The organism is Pseudomonas uvaldensis (assembly GCF_021271205.1).
In the GTDB taxonomy this organism is placed as follows: domain Bacteria; phylum Pseudomonadota; class Gammaproteobacteria; order Pseudomonadales; family Pseudomonadaceae; genus Aquipseudomonas; species Aquipseudomonas uvaldensis.
The window spans coordinates 134,971-155,296 of sequence record NZ_JAIWKS010000011.1; the positions used below are offsets into that span (position 1 = coordinate 134,971).

Genomic DNA, 20,326 nt, shown 5'->3' on the forward strand with positions numbered 1-20,326 from the left:
AATTGTTTTTGCTTGCATTTTTATAGACCTGTTCTAGCGTCTTGGATAGTTCGGCCAACACGGTCGAATGGACCAGGTTCGTCAAGGGAATGACAGGTTTTCTGCCCTCCGTTTGCAACCTGCGGATCAGCAAGGGAATGCGATGAGCGGGCCTCCCGATGCATTGCTTCCACTCATGCATCGGAGTCGGCCGCCATGGCAGAAAGTACCCAGCACAAGCTCGACAGAGTCCGTCCTCCCCGCGTCCAGATCACCTATGACGTGGAAATCGGCAATGCCATCGAGAAGAAAGAACTGCCACTGGTGGTCGGCATTCTGGCCGACCTCTCGGGCAAGCCACTGGAGCCGCTGCCCAAGCTCAACGAGCGGCGCTTTACCGAAATCGATCGCGATAATTTCAACGAAGTGCTCGCCTCCATCGGCCCACGCGCCACGCTGCAGGTGAACAACACCCTCAGCGGCGACGACAGCAAACTCAATATCGAACTCAAGTTCCGTCACATCGATGACTTCGACCCGGTCAAGGTCGTGGAACAGATCACGCCACTGCGCCGGCTGTTCGAAGCCCGCCAGCGCCTGCGCGATCTTCTGACCAAGCTCGACGGTAACGATGACCTGGACAAACTGCTACGCGACGTGATCGCCAATACCGAGGGCTTGCAGGAGATCAAGTCGGCCCGACCACAGGATGTACCCATAGAGCTGCCGACCGTGGCCGCCAACGATGCCCCGGCCCCAACCGACGAACCACAGGCCTGATCGTGCTCATCACTCAAGGGAGATAAAGCCATGCCTGCTTCATCCAGCGCTCAAACCAGCGAGAGCACGACCCAGACCCTGTCCCTGCTGGACAAGATCATCGCCGAAGGCCGCATGGCCCATGACGACAGCCAGCAGGACTATGCCCGCGACATGCTCGCGGAATTCGCCACCCAGGTCCTCGACGAAGGCATGGCCATCGACAAGGACACCGTGGCGATGATCAACGACCGCATCAGCCAGATCGACCAGTTGATCAGCGCCCAGCTCAACGAAGTGCTGCACCACCCCGAGCTGCAGAAGCTCGAAGCGTCCTGGCGCGGCCTGCACCTGCTGGTGCAGAACACCGAGACCAGCACCCGGCTCAAGCTGCGCTTGCTCAACGTTACGCAGAAAGAGCTGCAGAGCGACTTGGAAAAAGCCGTCGAGTTCGACCAGAGCGCGCTGTTCAAGAAAATCTACGAGGAAGAATACGGTACCTTCGGCGGGCATCCGTTCAGCCTGTTGGTGGGCGACTACACCTTCGGCCGCCACCCGCAGGACATCGGTCTGCTGGAAAAACTGTCGAACGTGGCTGCCGCGGCCCACGCGCCGTTCATTGCTGCCGCCAGCCCGCGCCTGTTCGACATGACCAGCTTCACCGAGCTGGCAGTGCCCCGGGATCTGTCGAAGATTTTCGAAAGCCAGGAACTGATCAAGTGGCGCGCCTTCCGGGAGAGCGAAGACTCACGTTATGTGTCCCTGGTGCTGCCGCACTTCCTGCTGCGTCTGCCCTATGGCCCGGACACCCTGCCGGTGGAAGGTATTAACTACGTCGAGGACGTCAACGGCACCGACCACAGCAAATACCTATGGGGCAATGCCGCCTGGGCGCTGTCGCAACGCATTACCGAAGCCTTCGCCAAATATGGCTGGTGCGCCGCGATTCGCGGGGCCGAGGGTGGTGGCGCAGTCGAAGGCCTGCCGGCCCATACCTTCCGCACCAGCTCCGGGGACCTGTCGCTCAAATGCCCCACCGAAGTGGCGATCACCGACCGCCGCGAGAAGGAGCTCAACGACCTGGGCTTCATCGCTCTGTGCCACAAGAAAAACAGCGATATCGCCGTGTTCTTCGGTGGCCAGACCACCAACAAGGCCAAGGTCTACAACACCAACGAGGCCAACGCCAACGCGCGGATCTCGGCGATGTTGCCGTATGTCCTCGCGGCCTCGCGTTTTGCCCACTACCTGAAGGTGATCATGCGCGACAAGGTCGGCAGCTTCATGACCCGCGACAACGTACAGACCTACCTCAACAACTGGATCGCCGACTACGTACTGATCAACGACAACGCCCCCCAGGAGATCAAGGCGCAATACCCGCTGCGCGAAGCGCGGGTGGACGTGACCGAGGTGGCCGGCAAGCCCGGGGCCTACAAGGCCACGGTGTTCCTGCGGCCGCATTTCCAACTTGAGGAACTGACGGCGTCGATCCGGCTGGTGGCAACCCTGCCGCCACCGGTCGCTGCCTGACCCAAGAATCCTGTGGCGAGCGAGCTTTTGTGACGAGGGGATTTATCCCCTCGCCACAGGTTCGGCGTTCGTCTTAGCGGTATCGGGCACCACCCATTCGTCTTATTCAGGAGTTCCACACAATGGATGCGATCATTCTCGACCTCGGCGGCGACATCAAGGGCGACAGCCAGCTGGAGGGGTTCACGGACAAGATCGAGGTCATGTCCTACAGCCACAACGTGGCCATGCAAGTCACCAATGATGTCAGCAACTCGGAGCGTACTTCAGGCAAGCCCCATGTCGGCGAATTCACCCTGACCAAGTTCGTCGACAGTTCCACCCCTACCCTCAACGAGTACTGCTGCGCCGGCAAGCCGATCCCGGAAGCCATCATCACCATCGGGCGCAATGCCGCCGAAGGCAGCGGCCAGCTCATGCCTTTCATCGTCTACACCCTGAACAACGTCGTGCTGTCCAACGTCAGCGTCAGTGGTGGCACGGGGGGCAAGCCGGTGGAGACCCTTTCGCTGAACTTCACCAAGATCAAATGGGAACTCACCGCCCAGAAAGATGACGGCACCAAAGAAGGCACGGCGGGCACGACCTGGGACATGGCAGCCAACAAGATGACCAAGTGACGGAGCCGCGCCATGGCTGGCTTCGGGCTTCGACCTCCGCTGTTCGAACGCTTGGCCGACACGGCGGAGGACGCCAGTCGGGTGTTCGATCGGCAGGCGTTGCAGGATTCGGTTCATGCCGAACTGCATCGCCTGTTCAATACCCGCCGCGGCCCCCTGGCGCTCACCGAACCGCCGAGCATCCTGGACTACGGCATCGCCGACTGGACCGCGTTGCAACAGCAGCGCAGCGATGACCGTCGTCAACTGATCCGCGAGATCCGCCAGGCCATCAATCATTTCGAGCCTCGCCTGCAACTGGGCGAGGTCCAGGTCGTTCCGGTTCCGGGTCATGCGCAACAACTGAGCATACGGCTGTCGGGTGTGCTGCGTGGGGACCCGCGCCCATGGCCCGTCGCATTTGTCATCGAGCACGCCGGCGACGGCCTTGAGGTACTCCATGAGCGACTCGATTGATCCGCAACTGCTGGATTATTATCAGCGCGAACTGACCTGGCTGCGACATGCCGGCAGCCAGTTCGCCGAGCGCTACCCCAAGGTCGCCCGACGCTTGGAGTTGTCTCCGGGAGAATGCCCCGATCCGCACGTCGAGCGCCTGCTGGAAGGGTTCGCCCTGCTGGCGGCCCGATTGCAACGCCGGCTGGACGATGACTACGCCGAATTCAGCGACGCCCTGCTCGAACAACTCTACCCCTTGGCCATGCGCCCGTTACCTTCGTGCGCAATCGTGCAGTTCGAGCCCGACCCGGGCAAGGGCAACCTCGACGATGGCTATCCCCTCCCCAGGGATACGCCGCTGTTCGTCACCACGGACAAAGGCCAGAGCATCCACTTTCGCACCACGGCCGCGGTGCATTTGTGGCCGCTGCAAGTGGACGAAGCGGTATTGCTGGGCAGTGACGAAGCCCAGGCGCTGACCGGCGTGGTCCAGGCCCGCTCGGCCCTGCGCTTGAACCTGCGTTGCCTGGGCGAACGCCAGTGGTCGACATTGGGGATCGAGACGCTGCGGGTCCACCTGGCCGCCTCACCCATGATCAACGCCTGGCTGTACGACCTGCTCGGTGCCCATGCAATCAAGGTGCTGGCCGGCCCACCGGGCAGCGTACCGGAACCGCTCGCCGGCCTGCCCCGTGTCGTCGGTTTCGCCAGTGGCGAAGCCCTGTTGCCAGATGAGGACGGCGTGCACCCGGGCATGCGGTTGCTGGCGGAATATTTCGCCTTCCCCGACAAGTTCGACTTCTTCGACCTGCCCTTGGCGGGAGCAACCAGCGACAGCCCGTCGTTGTACCTCTACATCGTGTTCGACCGTGCCCCCGCCAGTCGCCTGCCCCTCCAGGCCAGCGACATCGCTCTGGGCTGTGCGCCAGTGATCAACCTGTTTCCCAGGACCAGCGAACCCCTGCGCCCGGACGGCACCCGTAGCGAGTACCGGCTGGTGGCCGACAGTCATCGGGAAAACAGCGTCGAGATCCATAGCATTCGCGGCATGCGAGCCAGTACCCGCGAGGGCGTGCGCCAGGTACCGGCTTATTACGGCAGCCAGCACGGCAGCGATCAGCCCTGTTATTGGTACGCACGACGGGTGAGCGGCATGAGCCCGAACCGCCTGGGTACCGACCTGATGGTCAGCCTGGTGGACACCCGGCTCGATCCCCTTGCCGATACTCGGGACTATAGCCTTACCGCCGAATTGCTCTGCACCAATCGGCACTTGGCCCAGAGCCTGCCTGCCGGCACGCCATTGGGCTTCGAGCGCCCGGGCCCGGTGGCCTGGGCCCGCCTGCGCAATCCGCCCAGCCCACAGAGCCTGCCGCGCCTGGACGGCGAATCGCGTTGGCGGCTGGTCTCACAGCTGACGCTCAATCACCTTTCGCTGGTGGAAGGTCCCCAGGCGCTGGACGCACTGCGCGAAATTCTCGAATTGCACAACCTGCGGGACGAAGCCAGCGCCCGGCGGCAGATCGAAGGCGTATCGGGCATGGGCTGCGAGCGAGTTATCGCCCATGTCGGCGAAGACGCCTGGCGCGGCTGGCGCAACGGCCTTGAAGTGCGCCTGCAACTGGATCCGCAGCACTTCGTCGGCAGCAGCGCCGTGCTGTTCTCCGGCGTGTTGGCACAATTCTTTTCGCTTTATGCCACCGCCAACCGTTTCGTGCGCACAGTGCTGGTTCAGTCCGACAAGGAGGTGAAGACATGGCAACCCCAAGCCGGCAAACCCCTGACGCTCTGAACCTGAGCCAACGACTGCGGCGCGATCCGCAGCGCTTCGAATGGCTCCAGGCACTGCTGTTGTTGGAGCGCGAACACCCACAGGCCGAACCCTTGGGCAGCGGTACCGCGCCCGACGCCGAAGCCCTGCGCCTGCGCGGCCCATTGACGCCGCTGTTTGCCGCCAGTGAAGTCGAAAGCCTGAGCCAGGAACCCGGCTCGCCGCCAGTGTTGACTACACCGATCTTCGGGCTCGGCGGCCCCGACGGTCCGCTGCCCTACGCCTATCAGGAATGGTTGCAACAACGGGCGCGGTCAAAGGATCATGCGCCGGCGGAATTTCTCGACCTGTTCCAGCATCGCCTGCTCAGCCTGCTCTACAAGGTCATGCGCAAGCATCGCATCGCCCTGGGTTTCACCGCCCCGGGGGCGTCCGCCGTACAAGCACAACTGCGGGCACTGACCGGCCTGCTGCCCAAGGCCCTGCAAGAACGCCAGGCTGTGCCCGACTCCGCCGTGCTCGCCTGCACCGCGCTGTACGCCGATGGCCGCCGCTCCCTGGCCGGGTTCGCGGCGGTTGTCCGCGAGCAGTTCGGATTGCCGGTGGAACTGACCGCCTATGAAGGTGGCTGGCGAGAAATCCCATCCGCCAGTCGCAGTCGCTTGCAACCGGGCGGCCGCAACCTGCGCCTTGGACGCAACGCGGTGGCCGGCACGCGGGTCTGGGATGAACATGCCGGCGTGCGCCTGACCCTGGGCCCGCTGAGCACCACCCAAGCCAGCGGATTGCTGCCCAACGGCGAGACCCATCCATTGCTCGCCAGTCTTTTTGCCCTGTATTTCGGTCCCGACCTGGACTGTACGCTGGTCCTGCTGATCCGCGGCGCCGGCCCGCTGCAACTGGGCCATCAGACACCGCCGCGGCTGAACTGGAACGGCGGTCTGCAACGCCAGTCCAGCCTGGCCGTACAACGGATCGAAACCCGCCTTCGTCAGCCGGAGATCGCCTGAAATGGAACTGGCCAGCCTGATCGGGCGCCTCAACCCGGACAACCGTCGTGCCCTGGAACGGGCCGCGCAACGTTGCATGCAGCGCAGCCACCACTACGTGGAAATCGAACACCTGTTGCTGGAACTGCTGGACATTGAAGGGGGCGACTTCGCCTGCCTGCTACCGCGTTTCGGGCTGGAGCGCGACGCGGTGGCGACAGAAACCAACAAGGCCCTGGAGCTGTTCAAGTCCGGCAGCACCCGCACGCCCGCGCTGTCCGCGCAAACCATTGGCCTGTTGGAAGACGCCGTGGTCCAGGCCAGCGTGTTGGGGCTGGACAGCATCCGCTCCGGCCTGTTGCTGCTGGCCCTGCTGGACCGCGATGAGCGTCGCAGCCTGCTACTCAATAGCGCTTCGTCCCTGCTGCGCATTCCCCGGGACGCTTTGCGCGCGCATCTGCTGGAGTGGACCGAAAGTTCCCGGGAGCATGTCGGCGGCGCACGCCCGGTCAGATCCGGCGAGACGCCACAGAAACAGGACCCGGTACTCGACCAATACACCCAGGACCTGACCGCCGACGCCCGCAACGGCCGCATCGATCCTATCGTCGGGCGCGACGGTGAGATTCGCCAGTGCATCGATATCCTGCTCAGGCGTCGACAGAACAACCCGATCCTGGTGGGCGCACCCGGCGTCGGCAAGACCGCCGTGGTGGAGGGCCTGGCCCTGCGCATCGCCGCTGGGGATGTTCCGCCGTCGCTGCAGGAGGTCACACTGCGGGTATTGGATCTGGGTCTGCTCCAGGCCGGCGCGGGGGTCAAGGGTGAGTTCGAGCAACGCCTCAAAGGGGTGATCGATGCGGTACGCAGCGCCGAAAAACCCATCATTCTGTTCATTGACGAAGCCCACACCCTGATCGGCGCTGGTGGCGCGGAAGGTGGCAGCGATGCCGCCAACCTGCTGAAACCGGCCCTGGCCCGGGGTGAACTGCGCACGCTGGCCGCCACCACCTGGCTGGAATACAAGAAATATTTCGAGAAAGACCCGGCCCTGGCTCGTCGCTTCCAACTGGTGCAGGTCGAGGAGCCGGATGAAGGGACCGCCGTGGAAATGCTCCGTGGCGTGGCCGCCAAGCTGGAACAGCACCACGGCGTGCAAGTACTCGATGCCGCCATTCACGAAGCCGTGAAACTGTCCCATCGTTATATTTCCGGACGGCAATTGCCGGACAAGGCCATCAGCGTGCTCGACACCGCGTGCGCCCGGGTCGCCCTCGGCCAGCATGACATACCGCCGCCCCTGGAAAGCCTGCGCCATCGGCAAAACAGCCTGAAGGACGAACTCGAACGCCTGCGCCGGGAACAGGCCACCGGACTGGACCACCGGGAACGCATTACGCTGCTGGAAAGCGAATCCACCGACAACGTGCAGGCCATCCGCGAACTGGAGTCCCGCTGGGGCGAAGAGCGCGAAGCCGTACGCGAACTGCTCGACACTCGCCGCGAACTGCTGGCCTTGAGCGAACGCGCCGACGCCGGAAAGCCCGACACCGAGATCGATAACCGCATCGACCACCTGGCCGCCGAGCTGCTGCGCCTGGAGGCTGGCCTGGATGCCATTCGCCAGGACGATCCCCTGGTTCCAGAACAGGTGGACAGCAAAACCGTCGCCGCCGTGATCGCCGGTTGGACCGGCATCCCGGTGGGCAAGATGCTCGCCGACGAAGCCCATGCCGTGCGTACCCTCGGCCAACGCATGGGCCTGCGGGTCATGGGCCAGGGCACGGCGCTGAATACCATCGCCCAGCGTCTGCAAGCCTACCGCGCCGGCCTCACCGACCCCCAGAAGCCGGTCGGCGTATTTCTGCTGGTGGGCCCCACCGGCGTGGGCAAGACCGAAACCGCCTACGCCCTGGCCGATGCCTTGTACGGCGGCGAACGCAACCTGATCAGCATCAACCTCTCGGAGTACCAGGAAGCCCACACCGTCAGCCAACTCAAAGGCGCCCCGCCCGGTTACGTCGGCTATGGCAGTGGTGGTGTGCTCACTGAAGCAGTGCGACGCAAGCCCTACTCGGTGGTGTTGCTGGATGAAATCGAAAAAGCTCATCCCGATGTGCTCGAAGCGTTCTACAACGTCTTCGACAAAGGCCTGATGGAAGACGGCACCGGGCTGGTGGTGGATTTCAAGAACACTGTGATGCTCGCCACCAGCAACGTCGGCGCCGAACTGCTGCTCGACACCCCGACCGCGCAAGTGGGCAGCGACGGGTTCAACGAGGCCTTGCATAAGGTCCTGCTGAAGGCGTTTCGCCCGGCGTTCCTGGCGCGCATGACGGTGGTGGCGTACCGGCCGCTGGATGAAGCAACGCTGGAAGGGATTGTGCTGGCGAAGCTGGAAAAGTTGCGTGGACGCTATAAGGCCGCGACCGGCAAACAGTTCGAGTTCGATGCCGGAATCGTCAAGGCCGTGTTGGCCAAGTGCAGCGCGGCGGGCGCGCGGGATGTCGAGAATGTGTTGATGACGCAGGTGACGGGAAAGTTGGCAGAGTGGGTATTGGAGTGACCCTATCAATGGCATGAGGTGCAACATGAAACTAGCAAAGAACGTAATGCTATACGGGGCTCCAGAGACTCCCTACCTCGAGCCTGAAACCATCAACTGGGTGTATCAAAACACCCCCATAGTTCCCCAACAGAGTCTCAGTGGCCGGGTTCTTAATTATTACCGCTGCCCATACTGCGAAATGGATGCTCGAATCCAGACAAACTGGTCATGGGTATAGGCAACCTGCTTAACAAACAGTGACAAGGCCCCTTGATACGGGGGGAGTCGAATTCAATGAACGGCTGCGCAATGAGGGTGTTCAATGGCAAGAAGCGTCGACAGCAACACCACCTTCTCCCTCACCGCCACCGCATTGTCGGCGCTGTACCCTGATTCACTGTCCGGCGAAGAACGCCTCAATGCGCTGGGCTCGCACATCCTCAACGGCATCGTCGACGGCGCTCCGCTAACGCTTACCAGCGCCGTCGCCAGTCACGTCACCAACACACTGCATAAGGACGCTCTGCTGCGCCCAATGGACTGGCTCGTCGCCGAGATCCGCCAGCTCCCCGCCGACGCCACCGCCGAACGCTATCAGCTACTGCTCCGGCCCTGGCTCTGGTGGCTGAGCCTGGCCAGCAACAACCGGGTGTTCCAGAACCTCGCCACGTCGGACATCGTCACTTCGATCCTCCAGGCCCACGGTTTCACCGATTTCCAGCTCAAGCTCACTGGCAGCTACACGCCGAGGGAGTACTGCGTGCAGTACGGCGAAACCGACCTGGCCTTCGTTTCGCGCCTGATGGAAGAGGATGGGATCTTCTGGTTCTTCAGCCATGAAGACGGCAAGCACACCTTGGTCCTGGCTGACAGCAACGACGCCTTCCTCCCCATTCCCAATGGACCGACGGTGAATTACCTCGGGCAGAAACTGGGCGAGCGGGAACTGCACGGTATCCGCTCCGGACAGGTGTGCCTGCAAGCGGTAGCCGGGGTTTACCAGGCCACCGATTACGAGTTCACCACGCCGACGACTTCGCTCTTCAGCCAGGCCGAAGCCGTGGCCGGGCCGAGCTCGATGTACGAACATCCCGGTGGCTACACCGCCAAGGCCCGGGGCGATGCACTGACCAAGCAGCGCGTGGATGGTTTGCGCAGCCAGCAGAAGCGTTTTGTCGGTGAAAGCGATTGCCGCTGGCTGATTCCGGGCTACTGGTTCACCCTCGCCGGCCATGAAGACTCGACGCTGAACATCGACTGGGTGGTGATTTCGGTCAGCCACGAAGCCAGCCACGACAGCTATCGCAACCGCTTCGAAGCCATCCCCAAGACCACGACGTATCGACCGGCACGCCTCACGCCGAAACCGCGCATGCACACCCAGACGGCGCTGGTGGTGGGCAAGGCCGGCGAAGAAATCTGGACCGATGAGTACGGTCGGATCAAGCTGCAATTCCCCTGGGACCGCACCGGCAAGAGCGACGAAACCTCGTCCTGCTGGGTGCGCGTCGTGCTGCCCTGGAGCGGCAAGGGGTTCGGCATGCAGTTCGTGCCGCGCATCGGCCAGGAAGTGATCGTGACCTTCATCGACGGCGATCCGGACCGTCCGCTGGTGACCGGTTGCGTCTACAACGGCGATAACACCTTGCCCTATGCGCTGCCGGCAAACCAGACCCAGTCCGGAATCAAGACCAACTCGTCCAAGGGTGGCGGCGGCTTCAACGAGTTGCGTTTCGAAGACAAGAAGGACGTCGAAGAGGTATTTCTCCAGGCCCAGAAAGACTTCAACATCAACGTGCTCAACGACACCACCGCCACCGTCGGCCATGACGAAACCCTCACGGTACAGAACGCCCGTACCCGCACCGTCAAGGATGGCGACGAGACCGTCACCCTGGAGAAAGGCAAGCGCAGCGTCACCATCCAGACCGGCAGCGACAGCCTGGATGTGAAGGACACCCGCACCGTGACCGTGGGCTCGGATCAGAACCACAGCACCGGCGGCAACTATGCACACAAGGTCACCGGGAATTACGACCTGACGGTGGACGGCAACCTGACCATCAAGGTCAGCGGCACCCTGACCCTGCAAAGCGGCGGCAGTTTCGCCATCAAGAGCGGCGCCGACCTGGCCGCCCAGGCCAGTACCTCCATCAGCCAGAAGGCCGGCACGGCCCTGAGCAACCAGGCCGGCACTTCGCTGGAAAACAAGGCCGGCACCACCCTGACCAACGACGCCGGCATCAGCCTGGTGAACAAGGCCGCCGCCGAACAGACCGTGGATGGCGGCGGCATGCTGACCATCAAGGGCGGCCTGGTGAAGGTCAACTGACGGGAGCGCAGCGATGGCCTCGAAGAAGCTCGACGTGGAACGCAACGACAGTCAGCTCAGTGGACAACTGGTGGACGGTCGGCTCGACGGCCCGTTGAAAATAGAGGACGCCGGGCGCCCGCAAGCGGTACTCAACTATCAGCACGGCGAGCTGCAAGGCAGCAGCACTTTGTATCATCCAAACGGAAAGGTCTCGGCGGTCTTGCCCTTCGTAGGCGGCAAGTTGCAGGGCGTGGCCAGCTTCTATGCCGCCGAAGGAGGATTGCAGCGCCAGGCCAGCTACCGCGCCGGATTGCTCCACGGCGAGGCGAACAACTACTTCCCGGACGGACAACTGGCCGAAGCCGAGTTCTATCGCAACGGCGTGCGCGACGGTCGCTACCGCCGCCTGCATCCCAACGGCAAGCCCGCGGTCGAGGCCCGCTACCTCAACGGCCAACTGCTGGAGCCTGCACAAGCCTATGCCGAAGACGGCCGGCCGCTGGATGCCGAAGGCAAACCCATCTCCCGGGTGCGCTGGTGGTTCAGGCGCTGGAACGACCCGGCGCAGGCCTGAGCCTCACTGCGGTTTCATTGTGGGAGCGAGCCTGCTCGCGTGGGGTGGCCGCTGACTTTTCCTTCAGGGAATCAACATCTGCACCTGCCCCGGCACGACGATCTTGATCACTCCGGCCCAGGTGCACATCAAGGTGCTGTTGGCGTCGATGGCCGGCATGTTGCCCAGCAGCAGGGTCGGCGCGCCGCCGGGGATCCAGGGGGTTGCGGTGGCCGGGATGCAGGGCATGGGAGTCAGTACGCCCAGGGCTGCCGCGGTGGCTGCGGCCACGGTCGGGTTGGCCAGGCTCTGGCACATGCCGAACGTGGTGATGTTCACCAGCGGGATGTGATCCATGATGTTCGCCGCCGGCATCCCGCCGGTCAGCATTCGGTTGACCGGCAATACATTGAGTACCGCCGGAGCGACGCCGAAACTGCATTGCAGAGTGGCGGTACTGCAGACTTGCGGGCATCCCATCGCGACGACTCCTTTCAGGCGCTTCAGAAACCATAGCCCACCCAAGCACATCAGGCCCGCTGATTATCCGGCAACACGCTAACCTATAAGGCCCCGGCGTGCTTGTGACGCCTCCCACGCGCCATTAGATTAAGCAATGATCAATGGCCTCCAAAATAAGCAGAAGGGATAAGCATGGCGTTTACAGATCAGTCCACCCGCGTACGCGACGGTGAAGAACTCGATGCCAGTCTGATCGACCCGTACCTCAAGGCCCATATTCCAGGCCTCACCGGCCTGCCCCGAATCAGCCAGTTTCCCGGGGGCGCGTCGAACCTGACCTACCTGCTGGAATACCCCGAACAGGAATTCGTCCTGCGTCGCCCGCCGTTCGGCCACAAGGCCAAGTCCGCCCATGACATGGGCCGTGAATTCCGCATTCTCAATCAATTGCGCGACGGATTCCCGTACTGCCCGAAAGCCTACGTGCATTGCACCGACGAAACGGTGATGGGCGCCGAGTTCTATGTCATGGAACGGGTCAAGGGCATCATCCTGCGCTCCGACCTGCCACCGGAACTGGGCTTTGACGCCGCCCGGACCGAGGCGTTGTGCAAAAGCTTCATCGACCGGCTGGTTGAACTGCACCGGGTCGATTACCGGGCCTGCGGCCTGGCCGATCTGGGCAAGCCCGAGGGCTATGTCGCCCGGCAGATTCGTGGCTGGAGCGACCGCTACGAAAAGGCCCTGACCCCCGACGCGCCAAAATGGGAAGCGGTCAAAGCCTGGCTTAATGACAAGATGCCCGCCGACCACCCCACGTCGAGCATCGTCCACAACGACTATCGCTTCGACAACGTGATCCTCGACCCCGACAACCCGATGCAGATCATCGGCGTGCTGGACTGGGAACTGACCACTATCGGCGACCCGTTGATGGACCTTGGCAACAGCCTCGCCTATTGGATCGAAGCCAACGACCCAGCCCCCGTCCAACTGATGCGCCGCCAACCGAGCCATGCCCCCGGCATGCTGACGCGACGCGAGTTCGTGGATTACTACGCCGAGCGCGCCGGGATCCGCATCGACAATTTCGACTTCTACTACACCTACGGCCTGTTCCGCCTGGCCGGCATCGTCCAGCAGATCTACTACCGCTTCTTCCACGGTCAGACCCAGGACAAACGCTTCGCGCAGTTCGTTCAGATGAACAAACTGCTGGAGCAGATGAGCCTGCAGGTCATCGCCAAATCCACGCTCTGAACGCACCTACAACAAGGAAACAGCATGTCCAAGACCCAGTTGTTCGACCTCGACGGCAAAATCGCTTTCGTTTCCGGCGCCAGTCGCGGCATCGGCGAGGCCATCGCCAAACTGCTGGCCCAGCAAGGCGCCCATGTGATCGTTTCCAGTCGCAAGCTCGACGGCTGCCAGCACGTGGCCGACGCCATTATCGCCGCGGGCGGCAAAGCCACCGCGATCGCCTGCCACATCGGTGAAATGGAACAGATCAGCCAAGTGTTCGCTGGCATCCGCGAGCAGTTCGGACGGCTGGACATCCTGGTGAACAACGCGGCCACCAACCCGCAATTCTGCAACGTGCTGGACACCGACTTGGGCGCGTTCCAGAAAACCGTCGACGTGAACATTCGCGGCTACTTCTTCATGTCGGTGGAAGCCGGCAAGCTGATGCGCGAGCACGGCGGCGGCAGCATCATCAACGTGGCGTCGATCAATGGCATCTCGCCGGGGATTTTCCAGGGCATTTACTCGGTGACCAAGGCTGCCGTGATCAACATGACCAAGGTGTTCGCCAAAGAATGCGCGCAGTTCGGCATCCGCTGCAACGCCCTGCTGCCGGGCCTGACCGACACCAAGTTTGCCTCGGCCCTGGTCAAGAACGACGCCATCCTGAAAACCGCCCTGGCACAGATTCCGCTCAAGCGCGTGGCCGACCCGAGTGAAATGGCCGGCGCGGTGCTGTACCTGGCCAGCGATGCGTCGAGCTATACCACGGGTGTGGCCCTGAATGTGGATGGGGGCTTTCTCTCCTGATACCGCGCTCCCACAGGATTAGCGGCGCTCGCATAAATGAATTTTTATTCCACAATTTGCAATTAAGGAATTTTTATTCCATAAAGAGCCCTTCTGAACATAACCATTCAAAGGGCTTTTTCTCATGCAAGAACTCGGCATCGGCCTGATTGGCACCGGCTTCATGGGCCGTGCCCATGCCTTGGCATTCAATAATGCCAAAGCGGTGTTCGACCTTCCCCTGAATCTGAAACTGGCGGCTCTGGCCGATGCCGATCCGCAGCGCGCCCGGCAATGTGCCCAAAGCTGGGGCTTCGAGACGGCCCACACAGAATGGCAACAACTGGTCGACGACCCAAAGGTCAATCTGGTCGCCATCACCACCCCCAACCATCTGCATTACCCAATGGCCATGGCAGCGCTGGCGGCCGGCAAGGCGGTCTATTGCGAAAAACCCCTGGCGGTTTCCCTGGCGCAGGCCGAGCAAATGCGCCAGGCGGCCCGGATGGCTGGCGTAGTGACGCGGGTCGGCTACAACTACCAGCACAACCCGATCATCCAACTGGCGCGAGAGATGATCCGGCGCGGCGAACTGGGACAGGTCATCAGCTTCCAGGGTGAGTTCAGCGAAGACTTCATGGCCGATCCCGCTTCGCCGTGGTCATGGCGTTGCGAAGCGACCCACGCCGGTGGCGCACTGGCCGACCTGGGCAGCCATTTGTTGGCCATGGCCCGTCATCTGTTGGGGGATGTCGAAGCGGTATGTGCCGACATCCAGACCGTGCACCAGCAGCGTCCCGCCACCGTCGGCGCGACCGAGCAACGGAGCATCGCGGTGGACGATCAGGTCCACGCACTGCTGCGCTTTGCCAATGGCGCCCGGGGCACTGTGAGCAGCAGTTGGCTCAAGCATGGCTACAAGAATCACTTGAGTTTCGAAATCAGCGGCACTCTGGGCACATTGACGTTCGATCAGGAACGACTCAACGAACTGCGCCTGTGCCGCGCCGGCCAAGCCGGCTTCCAACGCCTGCTGGCCGGCCCGGAGCTGACGGGGTACGCAGCGTTCAGCCCGGCGGCGGGTCACCAGCTCGGATACAACGAATTGAAAACCCTGGAAGTCCAGGAACTGGTCATGGCCCTCGCCGGCCAGGGTGGCACCGGGACGGACTTCGACGAGGCCTGGGAGGTGGAGCGGCTGGCGGGGGCGATTCGCATCGCCGCGCGGGAGGAGCGGTGGGTAAAGGTGAGTGAGCTATAACCGCTCACTTCAGCGAACCCCTTGTAGGAAAATATGCTTCATTTTCTTATTTCATTTAACGACTGGAGAACGAACACGAGTTGGCCATTTCATACCGATTATCGACACTGTCATTCCTGACAGTAGCCAGCGCTATGGATTGGGGAGTTACTGGACGGGAACCCCGCGAAGGCCTGAATCGTGTCGAGACTGACGGGCAGCATTCACACCCACACCCCCACCCTGACGGTGGTGGACCCGCGCGGGCTCGATGTTCGTTCAGTCGCTTATTACCGTGCCGTCGAGACCGCAGCCCCCGAAGAACGAATCAACCGCAGCGCCTATGACGCAATGGGGCGTCTGATTGAACAATGGGACCCCAGACTATGGGCTCTCAGTGTGGAAAGTGCCGGAACTCCGGCCAACCTGAGCAATCGTCACTCGCTGTCAGGCAAGGTCCTGGGCTCGATGAGTGTCGATGCCGGTGAGCGGATCAGCTTGTTCGGTGATGGGGATCAACTGGTCCAGACCTGGGACAGCCGTGAGACTGAACGACGGGTTGAATACGACGATCTGCTGCGCCCGATGGCCGTTTTCGAACAAGGCAAAGGCGAAGCCGCTCGCTGCGCCGAGCGTTATGAATACGCTGATGGAGCCGCCGGCTTTGCCGCTCATAACCAGTGCGGACAATTGATCCGACACGACGATCCGGCGGGTACCCAGACGCTGGACGAGTATGCTTTGACCGACGGAGTACTTGAACAGACCCAGCGCTTTTTGCATGCGCTGGAATCACCGGATTGGCCGCAGGCACTACCTGAGCGCGAGACATTGTTGGAGCCCGTGGCGCAGGCGGCAACCAGTGCGACACGCTTCAACCCGCTGGGCGATGTGCTGGAGCAGATTGACGCCAAGGGCAATCGGCAGTTGTTCGATTACACCGTCGACGGCCAGTTGTTCGCGAGTCATCTGCAACTGAGCGGTCAAGCCACGCCTCAGACCCTGGTCAGCGCCCTCGCCTACAGCGCCTACGACCAGGTCGAGCAGGAAACCGCCGGCAATGGCGTGGTCAGTACGCTGGCGTACCGCCCTGAGGATGGACGCTTGACCCGGCTTGAAGCGCGGCGTGGATCGCAAACATTGCAGGATCAGCGCTACCACTACGATCCGGTAGGCAATGTGCTGAGCATCGAAGACGGCGCCCTGCCGATCCGCTACTTCGCCAACCAGCGGGTGGAGCCGATCAACCGCTATGACTATGACAGCCTCTATCAGTTGACCAAGGCAACCGGCTGGGAGGTCGGAAGTGCCGGTCGAGGTCCGGGCTTCAACCGCTTCGACGATCCGGGCGCAGTCGCCAACTATCAGCAAACGTACCAATACGACGCCGGTGGCAACTTGCTTGAACTGGTCCATGTCGGCCCACAAAACCACAGCCGCAAACTGACGGCGGCGCGCCACAGCAACCGTTGTCTAGCGGAACACAATGACCGGCCTCCGACTGAAGAGGACATCGCCGCCGCGTTTGATGGCAACGGCAATCTGCTGGCTTTGCAACCGGGACGAACGATGGCTTGGGATTTACGCAATCAACTGCGCGAGGTACGACCGGTTGAGCGTGAAAGTGCTGTGGATGATCGCGAGCAGTACCTCTACGGGGGTGATGGAATGCGACGGCGCAAGGTCCGCTCGACCCAAACCAATGCCCGCTCGCTGATTTCGGAAGTTCGTTATTTGCCGGGCCTGGAAATTCGTACCCACGCAGGCACGGGCGAAGTGTTGCAAGTGATCTGCGTGCAGGCCGGACGTAGCGCGATGCAGGTGCTGCACTGGGAAACGGCGCCGCCTGCCGGCATCGCCAACAACCAATACCGTTACAGCCTGACTGACCATCTGAGTTCCAGCAGCCTGGAATTGGATAACGAGGCCGAGGTGATTAGCCAGGAAACTTATCATCCGTATGGCGGTACGGCCTGGTTTGCCGGGCGCAGTGAGGTGGAGGCGAGTTACAAGACGGTGCGTTATTCGGGGAAAGAGCGGGATGCGACGGGGCTTTATTATTATGGGTTCAGGTATTACGCGACGTGGTTGCAGCGGTGGATTAATCCGGATCCGGCAGAAAGCGTAGACGGGCTCAATCGCTATCGGATGGTATCCAATAATCCACTCGCCCGGGTTGATGTCGAAGGGTTAATGGAGCGGTCCCCCCCCGTTCCTGATCGTCCCTCATCAACACTGGCTGCACCACCTGTCGTTCCTCCTCGGCCCTTATCAACATTGCGCACTCGCCCTGGCGCCCCTCCAAGACCATCCTTTGTTTCAGCAATAGCTGCTCCTCAGGAACCAGGCTGGAGACCGCTTGAAGCACCAGCAGTGCAAAGCCCGCCACGGCAGAACGCTCTAGATACGACGGTTGCCCCATCGAACAGCCTAAGCGATGCTCAGCTGAACAACTTGAGACGCTTAGGCATAACTCCTTTGAAATTACGCAACTTCGGAGAACAAACTGCGGCTAAGCCGAGTCAGGTATCTGAGTTGCGCCGAGACGCAGAAGGTAAATATTATTTTGTGCCAACCGAAGGGACCGAGACGCCTAAACCACGTGGAGTGTTTATCTTCGTCATTAAAGCGAATGAACCTGATCGTATCTTGGCAGCGCCCCCTTATGGTTCGGAGACCGCAGAAGACCAATTCAAAGTTCAGGGCCATACTTCAATTTCTCTTAGAGAAGACGTGTTATTTGCCGGGCATTTCACTCTTGACGATAAGGGAAAACTTAAACGTTGGAATAACGGCAGCGGCCACTATTTGACGCCGGCTTCCCTACACCAAACAAACCTCTTGCCTGAATTGCGATCTCTTTTACCGAGCCACCTGTTTATCGATTATTGGTCTATGAATAAGGAAGAGCTAAATCGTGACCTCGCAGAACGAGGGTATTTTATTGCCATATCGTGACCTCGCGGCACAGGGACATTTTATTTCCATGTATTTCCTTGGGTTGGATATCCCGCAGTTTACTGAGGGTCATGTATGACAAGTGGGTAACTCCATACTCATTTTCCCCTCTTCGTTGGGCTCATGAGGAGTTGTCCTCAACTTTGACGTCAAACAAACCCAACCAACCGCCTCGCCAACGCCTTGGCCTGGCTCGCCACGTCGGTCACGGCGGTGCTTTCCCACCACATCCCCCGCAACGGCGGGCCCATGGCGAACAAGCGGTCGGCGGGTTCGCCTCGAGCATCCAGCACCGCACCATCGGCACGCGCGGCAATACCCAAGGCCAGCGGCCCCGGCTGGATCAGCCCTCGGGCCAACAGTTGTTGCGGCAACGGCCGTGCAACCCGACGCCAGTCATATTCAATGCCGCTGGAGTTGATCAACGCTGCGCCCTGCACCACTGCCAGGCCGGCTTGTCCCCGGCGGCGGATGTGAATACCCACTGTGCCCTCGGGAGACGACGCCAGCCCCTTGAACGACGCCGCCTGAATCCGCAACCGCCCTTCCCCATGCAAACGCGCCACCAGCTCCGCGCTCAACGGTGGCGAGCGATGGTGATGACTCTCCCACCACGGCCGCACATGCCGCACGAACTGTCGGCGCTGCACATCGCTGGCTTGGTTCCACAAGCGCCCGATGTGTGCGCGCACGGTGTCCAGCGGCGCTTGCCAATCGATCCCCAGGGCGTGGGCCTGGCGGCATTGCTCACGCAGGGCACGCATCAGTTGGCGTGGCGAACGCAGGCTGTGATCTTCAGCGAGGAAATCCACCCAGGCCGGTGGCTGGCGGCGCACGTGGGGCAGCAGGCCATGGCGGGAAAACACTTCGATCGGCCCGCGGTGCCCGGCCTGCTCCAGGGACACCACGGCGTCGACCATGGTCAGTCCCGAGCCAATGATCAACACCGTGGACTGCGGGTCGAGCTGGCGCATCGCAGCCACATCCCAAGGGTCGAGGGCGGCGGCATTCAAGCCGCTGGATTCGGTCTGCGGGGTGCGCGCCGCCGGGAACATGCCGGTGGCGAGCACCGCGAAACGACCACGCAAGAGCTGGCCGTCGTCCAGCGTCACCATCACGGTATTGTCGGCAAGCCGCAGATCCACGGCCTCCCCGCGCACGTGCTCGGCGGTCGAACCGTTTTGTGCGCCCAACTCGCGAGCCTCGGCCAGACGTTGCTGCACATAGAGGCCGAATATCCCACGGGGTGGAAACAACTCGCTGACCGGCACGTGCTGCTGATCCGATTCGGGCCAGCCGCCGGCTTCGATGAACGCGGTGAGCCATTGGGTCAGGTCATCGGCATTGTCCGGATCGACACTCATCCGTGCGGCGTTGCCATTCAACGTATGGCCCAGTTCCACGGCGCTGTAGGCCTCGCCCCGGCCCAGCTCGCTGCGCGGTTCGACGATCAGGATTTCCCGTCTGCCGGGTAAACGCAGCAACTGCGCCGCCAGCATGGCACCGCTCAGGCCGCCGCCGATGATCAGGATATCCGCTGTGTCCATGCCGCTCTCCCGGTTCAAATCACCACGTTGCGTACGAATATCACCGCCACAGGGCCGTCGTTACGATAGGCATGGGGCTGGTTGCTGGCGAACATGAAAAACTCACCGGCGCCGATACGACGTTCTTCGTTGCCTAACAGTAGCGTCAGGCAGCCCTCGAACACATACAGTTGCTCGCTCCAGCCATCGGCATCGGGTTCGGAATGGTAATGCTCGCCGGGTTCGAGGCGCCATTCCCAGAGCTCGACCTCGCGGCTGGCCGTGGCCTTCGCCAGCAAGACGGCTTTGCTGCCGGGGATGGTCCCCGCCCAAGCCAGCTCGTTGATCCGGCTCGGGTCGCGTGCGTCAGAAGCCTGGATCAAGTCGCTGAAGGCCACGTTCAAAGCCTCCGCGATGCGGTCCAGGGTGGTCAGGCTCACGTTCGTCTCGCCCGCCTCGATCGCTACCAACATCCGCCGACTGACCCCGGACAGTTCCGCCAGCGCGCTTTGGCTGAGCTGCGCGGCATGACGCAGACGGCGGATGTTCTGGCTGACGTGTTGCAGGACGGAGGCCCGCGGGCCATTTTCTTTGTGCACTATATT

16 protein-coding genes are annotated in these 20,326 nt (G+C 62.0%); 13 read left to right on the forward strand and 3 right to left on the reverse strand.

From position 1 onward, the window contains the following. The first annotated feature begins 195 nt into the window (after positions 1–195). The 9 genes from tssB (at position 196) to LCU97_RS22500 (ending at position 11,525) form a co-directional block, all read left to right on the forward strand. Positions 196–759 carry a type VI secretion system contractile sheath small subunit gene (gene tssB, locus LCU97_RS22460; protein WP_232777814.1) on the forward strand — a complete coding sequence of 188 codons (564 nt, stop codon included), beginning with the start codon at positions 196–198 and terminating at the stop codon, positions 757–759. A gap of 30 nt (positions 760–789) precedes the next feature. Further along, positions 790–2,271 carry a type VI secretion system contractile sheath large subunit gene (gene tssC, locus LCU97_RS22465; RefSeq protein ID WP_053157206.1) on the forward strand — a complete coding sequence of 494 codons (1,482 nt, stop codon included), beginning with the start codon at positions 790–792 and terminating at the stop codon, positions 2,269–2,271. Positions 2,272–2,393: 122 nt separating this feature from the next. After that, positions 2,394–2,891 (forward strand): Hcp family type VI secretion system effector, encoded by a 498-nt coding sequence (locus tag LCU97_RS22470; RefSeq protein WP_053157209.1) that lies wholly within the window; start codon positions 2,394–2,396, stop codon positions 2,889–2,891. A 12-nt stretch (positions 2,892–2,903) separates the two neighbouring features. After that, the gene (gene tssE / locus LCU97_RS22475) at positions 2,904–3,347 is read left to right on the forward strand and encodes a type VI secretion system baseplate subunit TssE (RefSeq protein ID WP_232777815.1); all 444 of its coding nucleotides are present in this window, start codon (positions 2,904–2,906) and stop codon (positions 3,345–3,347) included. Then, positions 3,331–5,121 carry a type VI secretion system baseplate subunit TssF gene (gene tssF / locus LCU97_RS22480; RefSeq protein ID WP_053157216.1) on the forward strand — a complete coding sequence of 597 codons (1,791 nt, stop codon included), beginning with the start codon at positions 3,331–3,333 and terminating at the stop codon, positions 5,119–5,121. Before tssE ends, tssF begins: the two co-directional genes overlap by 17 nt. Beyond that, on the forward strand, positions 5,085–6,110 hold the full coding sequence (tssG, locus tag LCU97_RS22485; RefSeq protein ID WP_232777816.1) for a type VI secretion system baseplate subunit TssG: 1,026 nt from the start codon (positions 5,085–5,087) through the stop codon (positions 6,108–6,110). Before tssF ends, tssG begins: the two co-directional genes overlap by 37 nt. A 1-nt stretch (position 6,111) precedes the next feature. Then, the gene (tssH, locus tag LCU97_RS22490) at positions 6,112–8,655 is read left to right on the forward strand and encodes a type VI secretion system ATPase TssH (protein WP_232777817.1); all 2,544 of its coding nucleotides are present in this window, start codon (positions 6,112–6,114) and stop codon (positions 8,653–8,655) included. Between the two features lie 304 nt (positions 8,656–8,959). After that, complete coding sequence (tssI, locus tag LCU97_RS22495; RefSeq protein ID WP_232777818.1) at positions 8,960–10,969, forward strand: type VI secretion system tip protein TssI/VgrG; 2,010 nt, start codon at positions 8,960–8,962, stop codon at positions 10,967–10,969. Between the two features lie 13 nt (positions 10,970–10,982). Then, entirely contained in the window at positions 10,983–11,525 is a 543-nt protein-coding gene (locus LCU97_RS22500; protein WP_053157230.1) for a toxin-antitoxin system YwqK family antitoxin, read from the forward strand. 63 nt (positions 11,526–11,588) lie between these two features. On the opposite strand, the gene LCU97_RS22505 is transcribed toward LCU97_RS22500, so the two are convergent. Then, on the reverse strand, positions 11,589–11,984 hold the full coding sequence (locus tag LCU97_RS22505) for a DUF4280 domain-containing protein (protein ID WP_053157233.1): 396 nt from the start codon (positions 11,982–11,984) through the stop codon (positions 11,589–11,591). A gap of 174 nt (positions 11,985–12,158) precedes the next feature. Between LCU97_RS22505 and LCU97_RS22510 the strand changes: the two genes are divergently transcribed. The 4 genes from LCU97_RS22510 (at position 12,159) to LCU97_RS22525 (ending at position 18,195) form a co-directional block, all read left to right on the forward strand. Further along, positions 12,159–13,226, forward strand: a complete 1,068-nt coding sequence (locus LCU97_RS22510) for a phosphotransferase family protein (RefSeq protein ID WP_232777819.1) — start codon at positions 12,159–12,161, stop codon at positions 13,224–13,226. Positions 13,227–13,250: 24 nt separating this feature from the next. Continuing rightward, positions 13,251–14,018: an SDR family oxidoreductase gene (locus LCU97_RS22515; protein WP_024780032.1), complete on the forward strand. Its 768-nt coding sequence runs from the start codon at positions 13,251–13,253 to the stop codon at positions 14,016–14,018. A gap of 124 nt (positions 14,019–14,142) precedes the next feature. After that, positions 14,143–15,258 (forward strand): Gfo/Idh/MocA family protein, encoded by a 1,116-nt coding sequence (locus tag LCU97_RS22520; RefSeq protein WP_232777820.1) that lies wholly within the window; start codon positions 14,143–14,145, stop codon positions 15,256–15,258. 180 nt (positions 15,259–15,438) lie between these two features. Continuing rightward, the gene (locus LCU97_RS22525) at positions 15,439–18,195 is read left to right on the forward strand and encodes an RHS repeat-associated core domain-containing protein (RefSeq protein ID WP_232777821.1); all 2,757 of its coding nucleotides are present in this window, start codon (positions 15,439–15,441) and stop codon (positions 18,193–18,195) included. Between the two features lie 149 nt (positions 18,196–18,344). Here the strand turns inward: LCU97_RS22525 and LCU97_RS22530 are convergent, their stop codons facing one another. Next, positions 18,345–19,742: an FAD/NAD(P)-binding protein gene (locus LCU97_RS22530; RefSeq protein WP_232777822.1), complete on the reverse strand. Its 1,398-nt coding sequence runs from the start codon at positions 19,740–19,742 to the stop codon at positions 18,345–18,347. Between the two features lie 14 nt (positions 19,743–19,756). Continuing rightward, positions 19,757–20,320, reverse strand: a complete 564-nt coding sequence (locus tag LCU97_RS22535; RefSeq protein WP_232777823.1) for a helix-turn-helix domain-containing protein — start codon at positions 20,318–20,320, stop codon at positions 19,757–19,759. Positions 20,321–20,326: the final 6 nt, after the last annotated feature.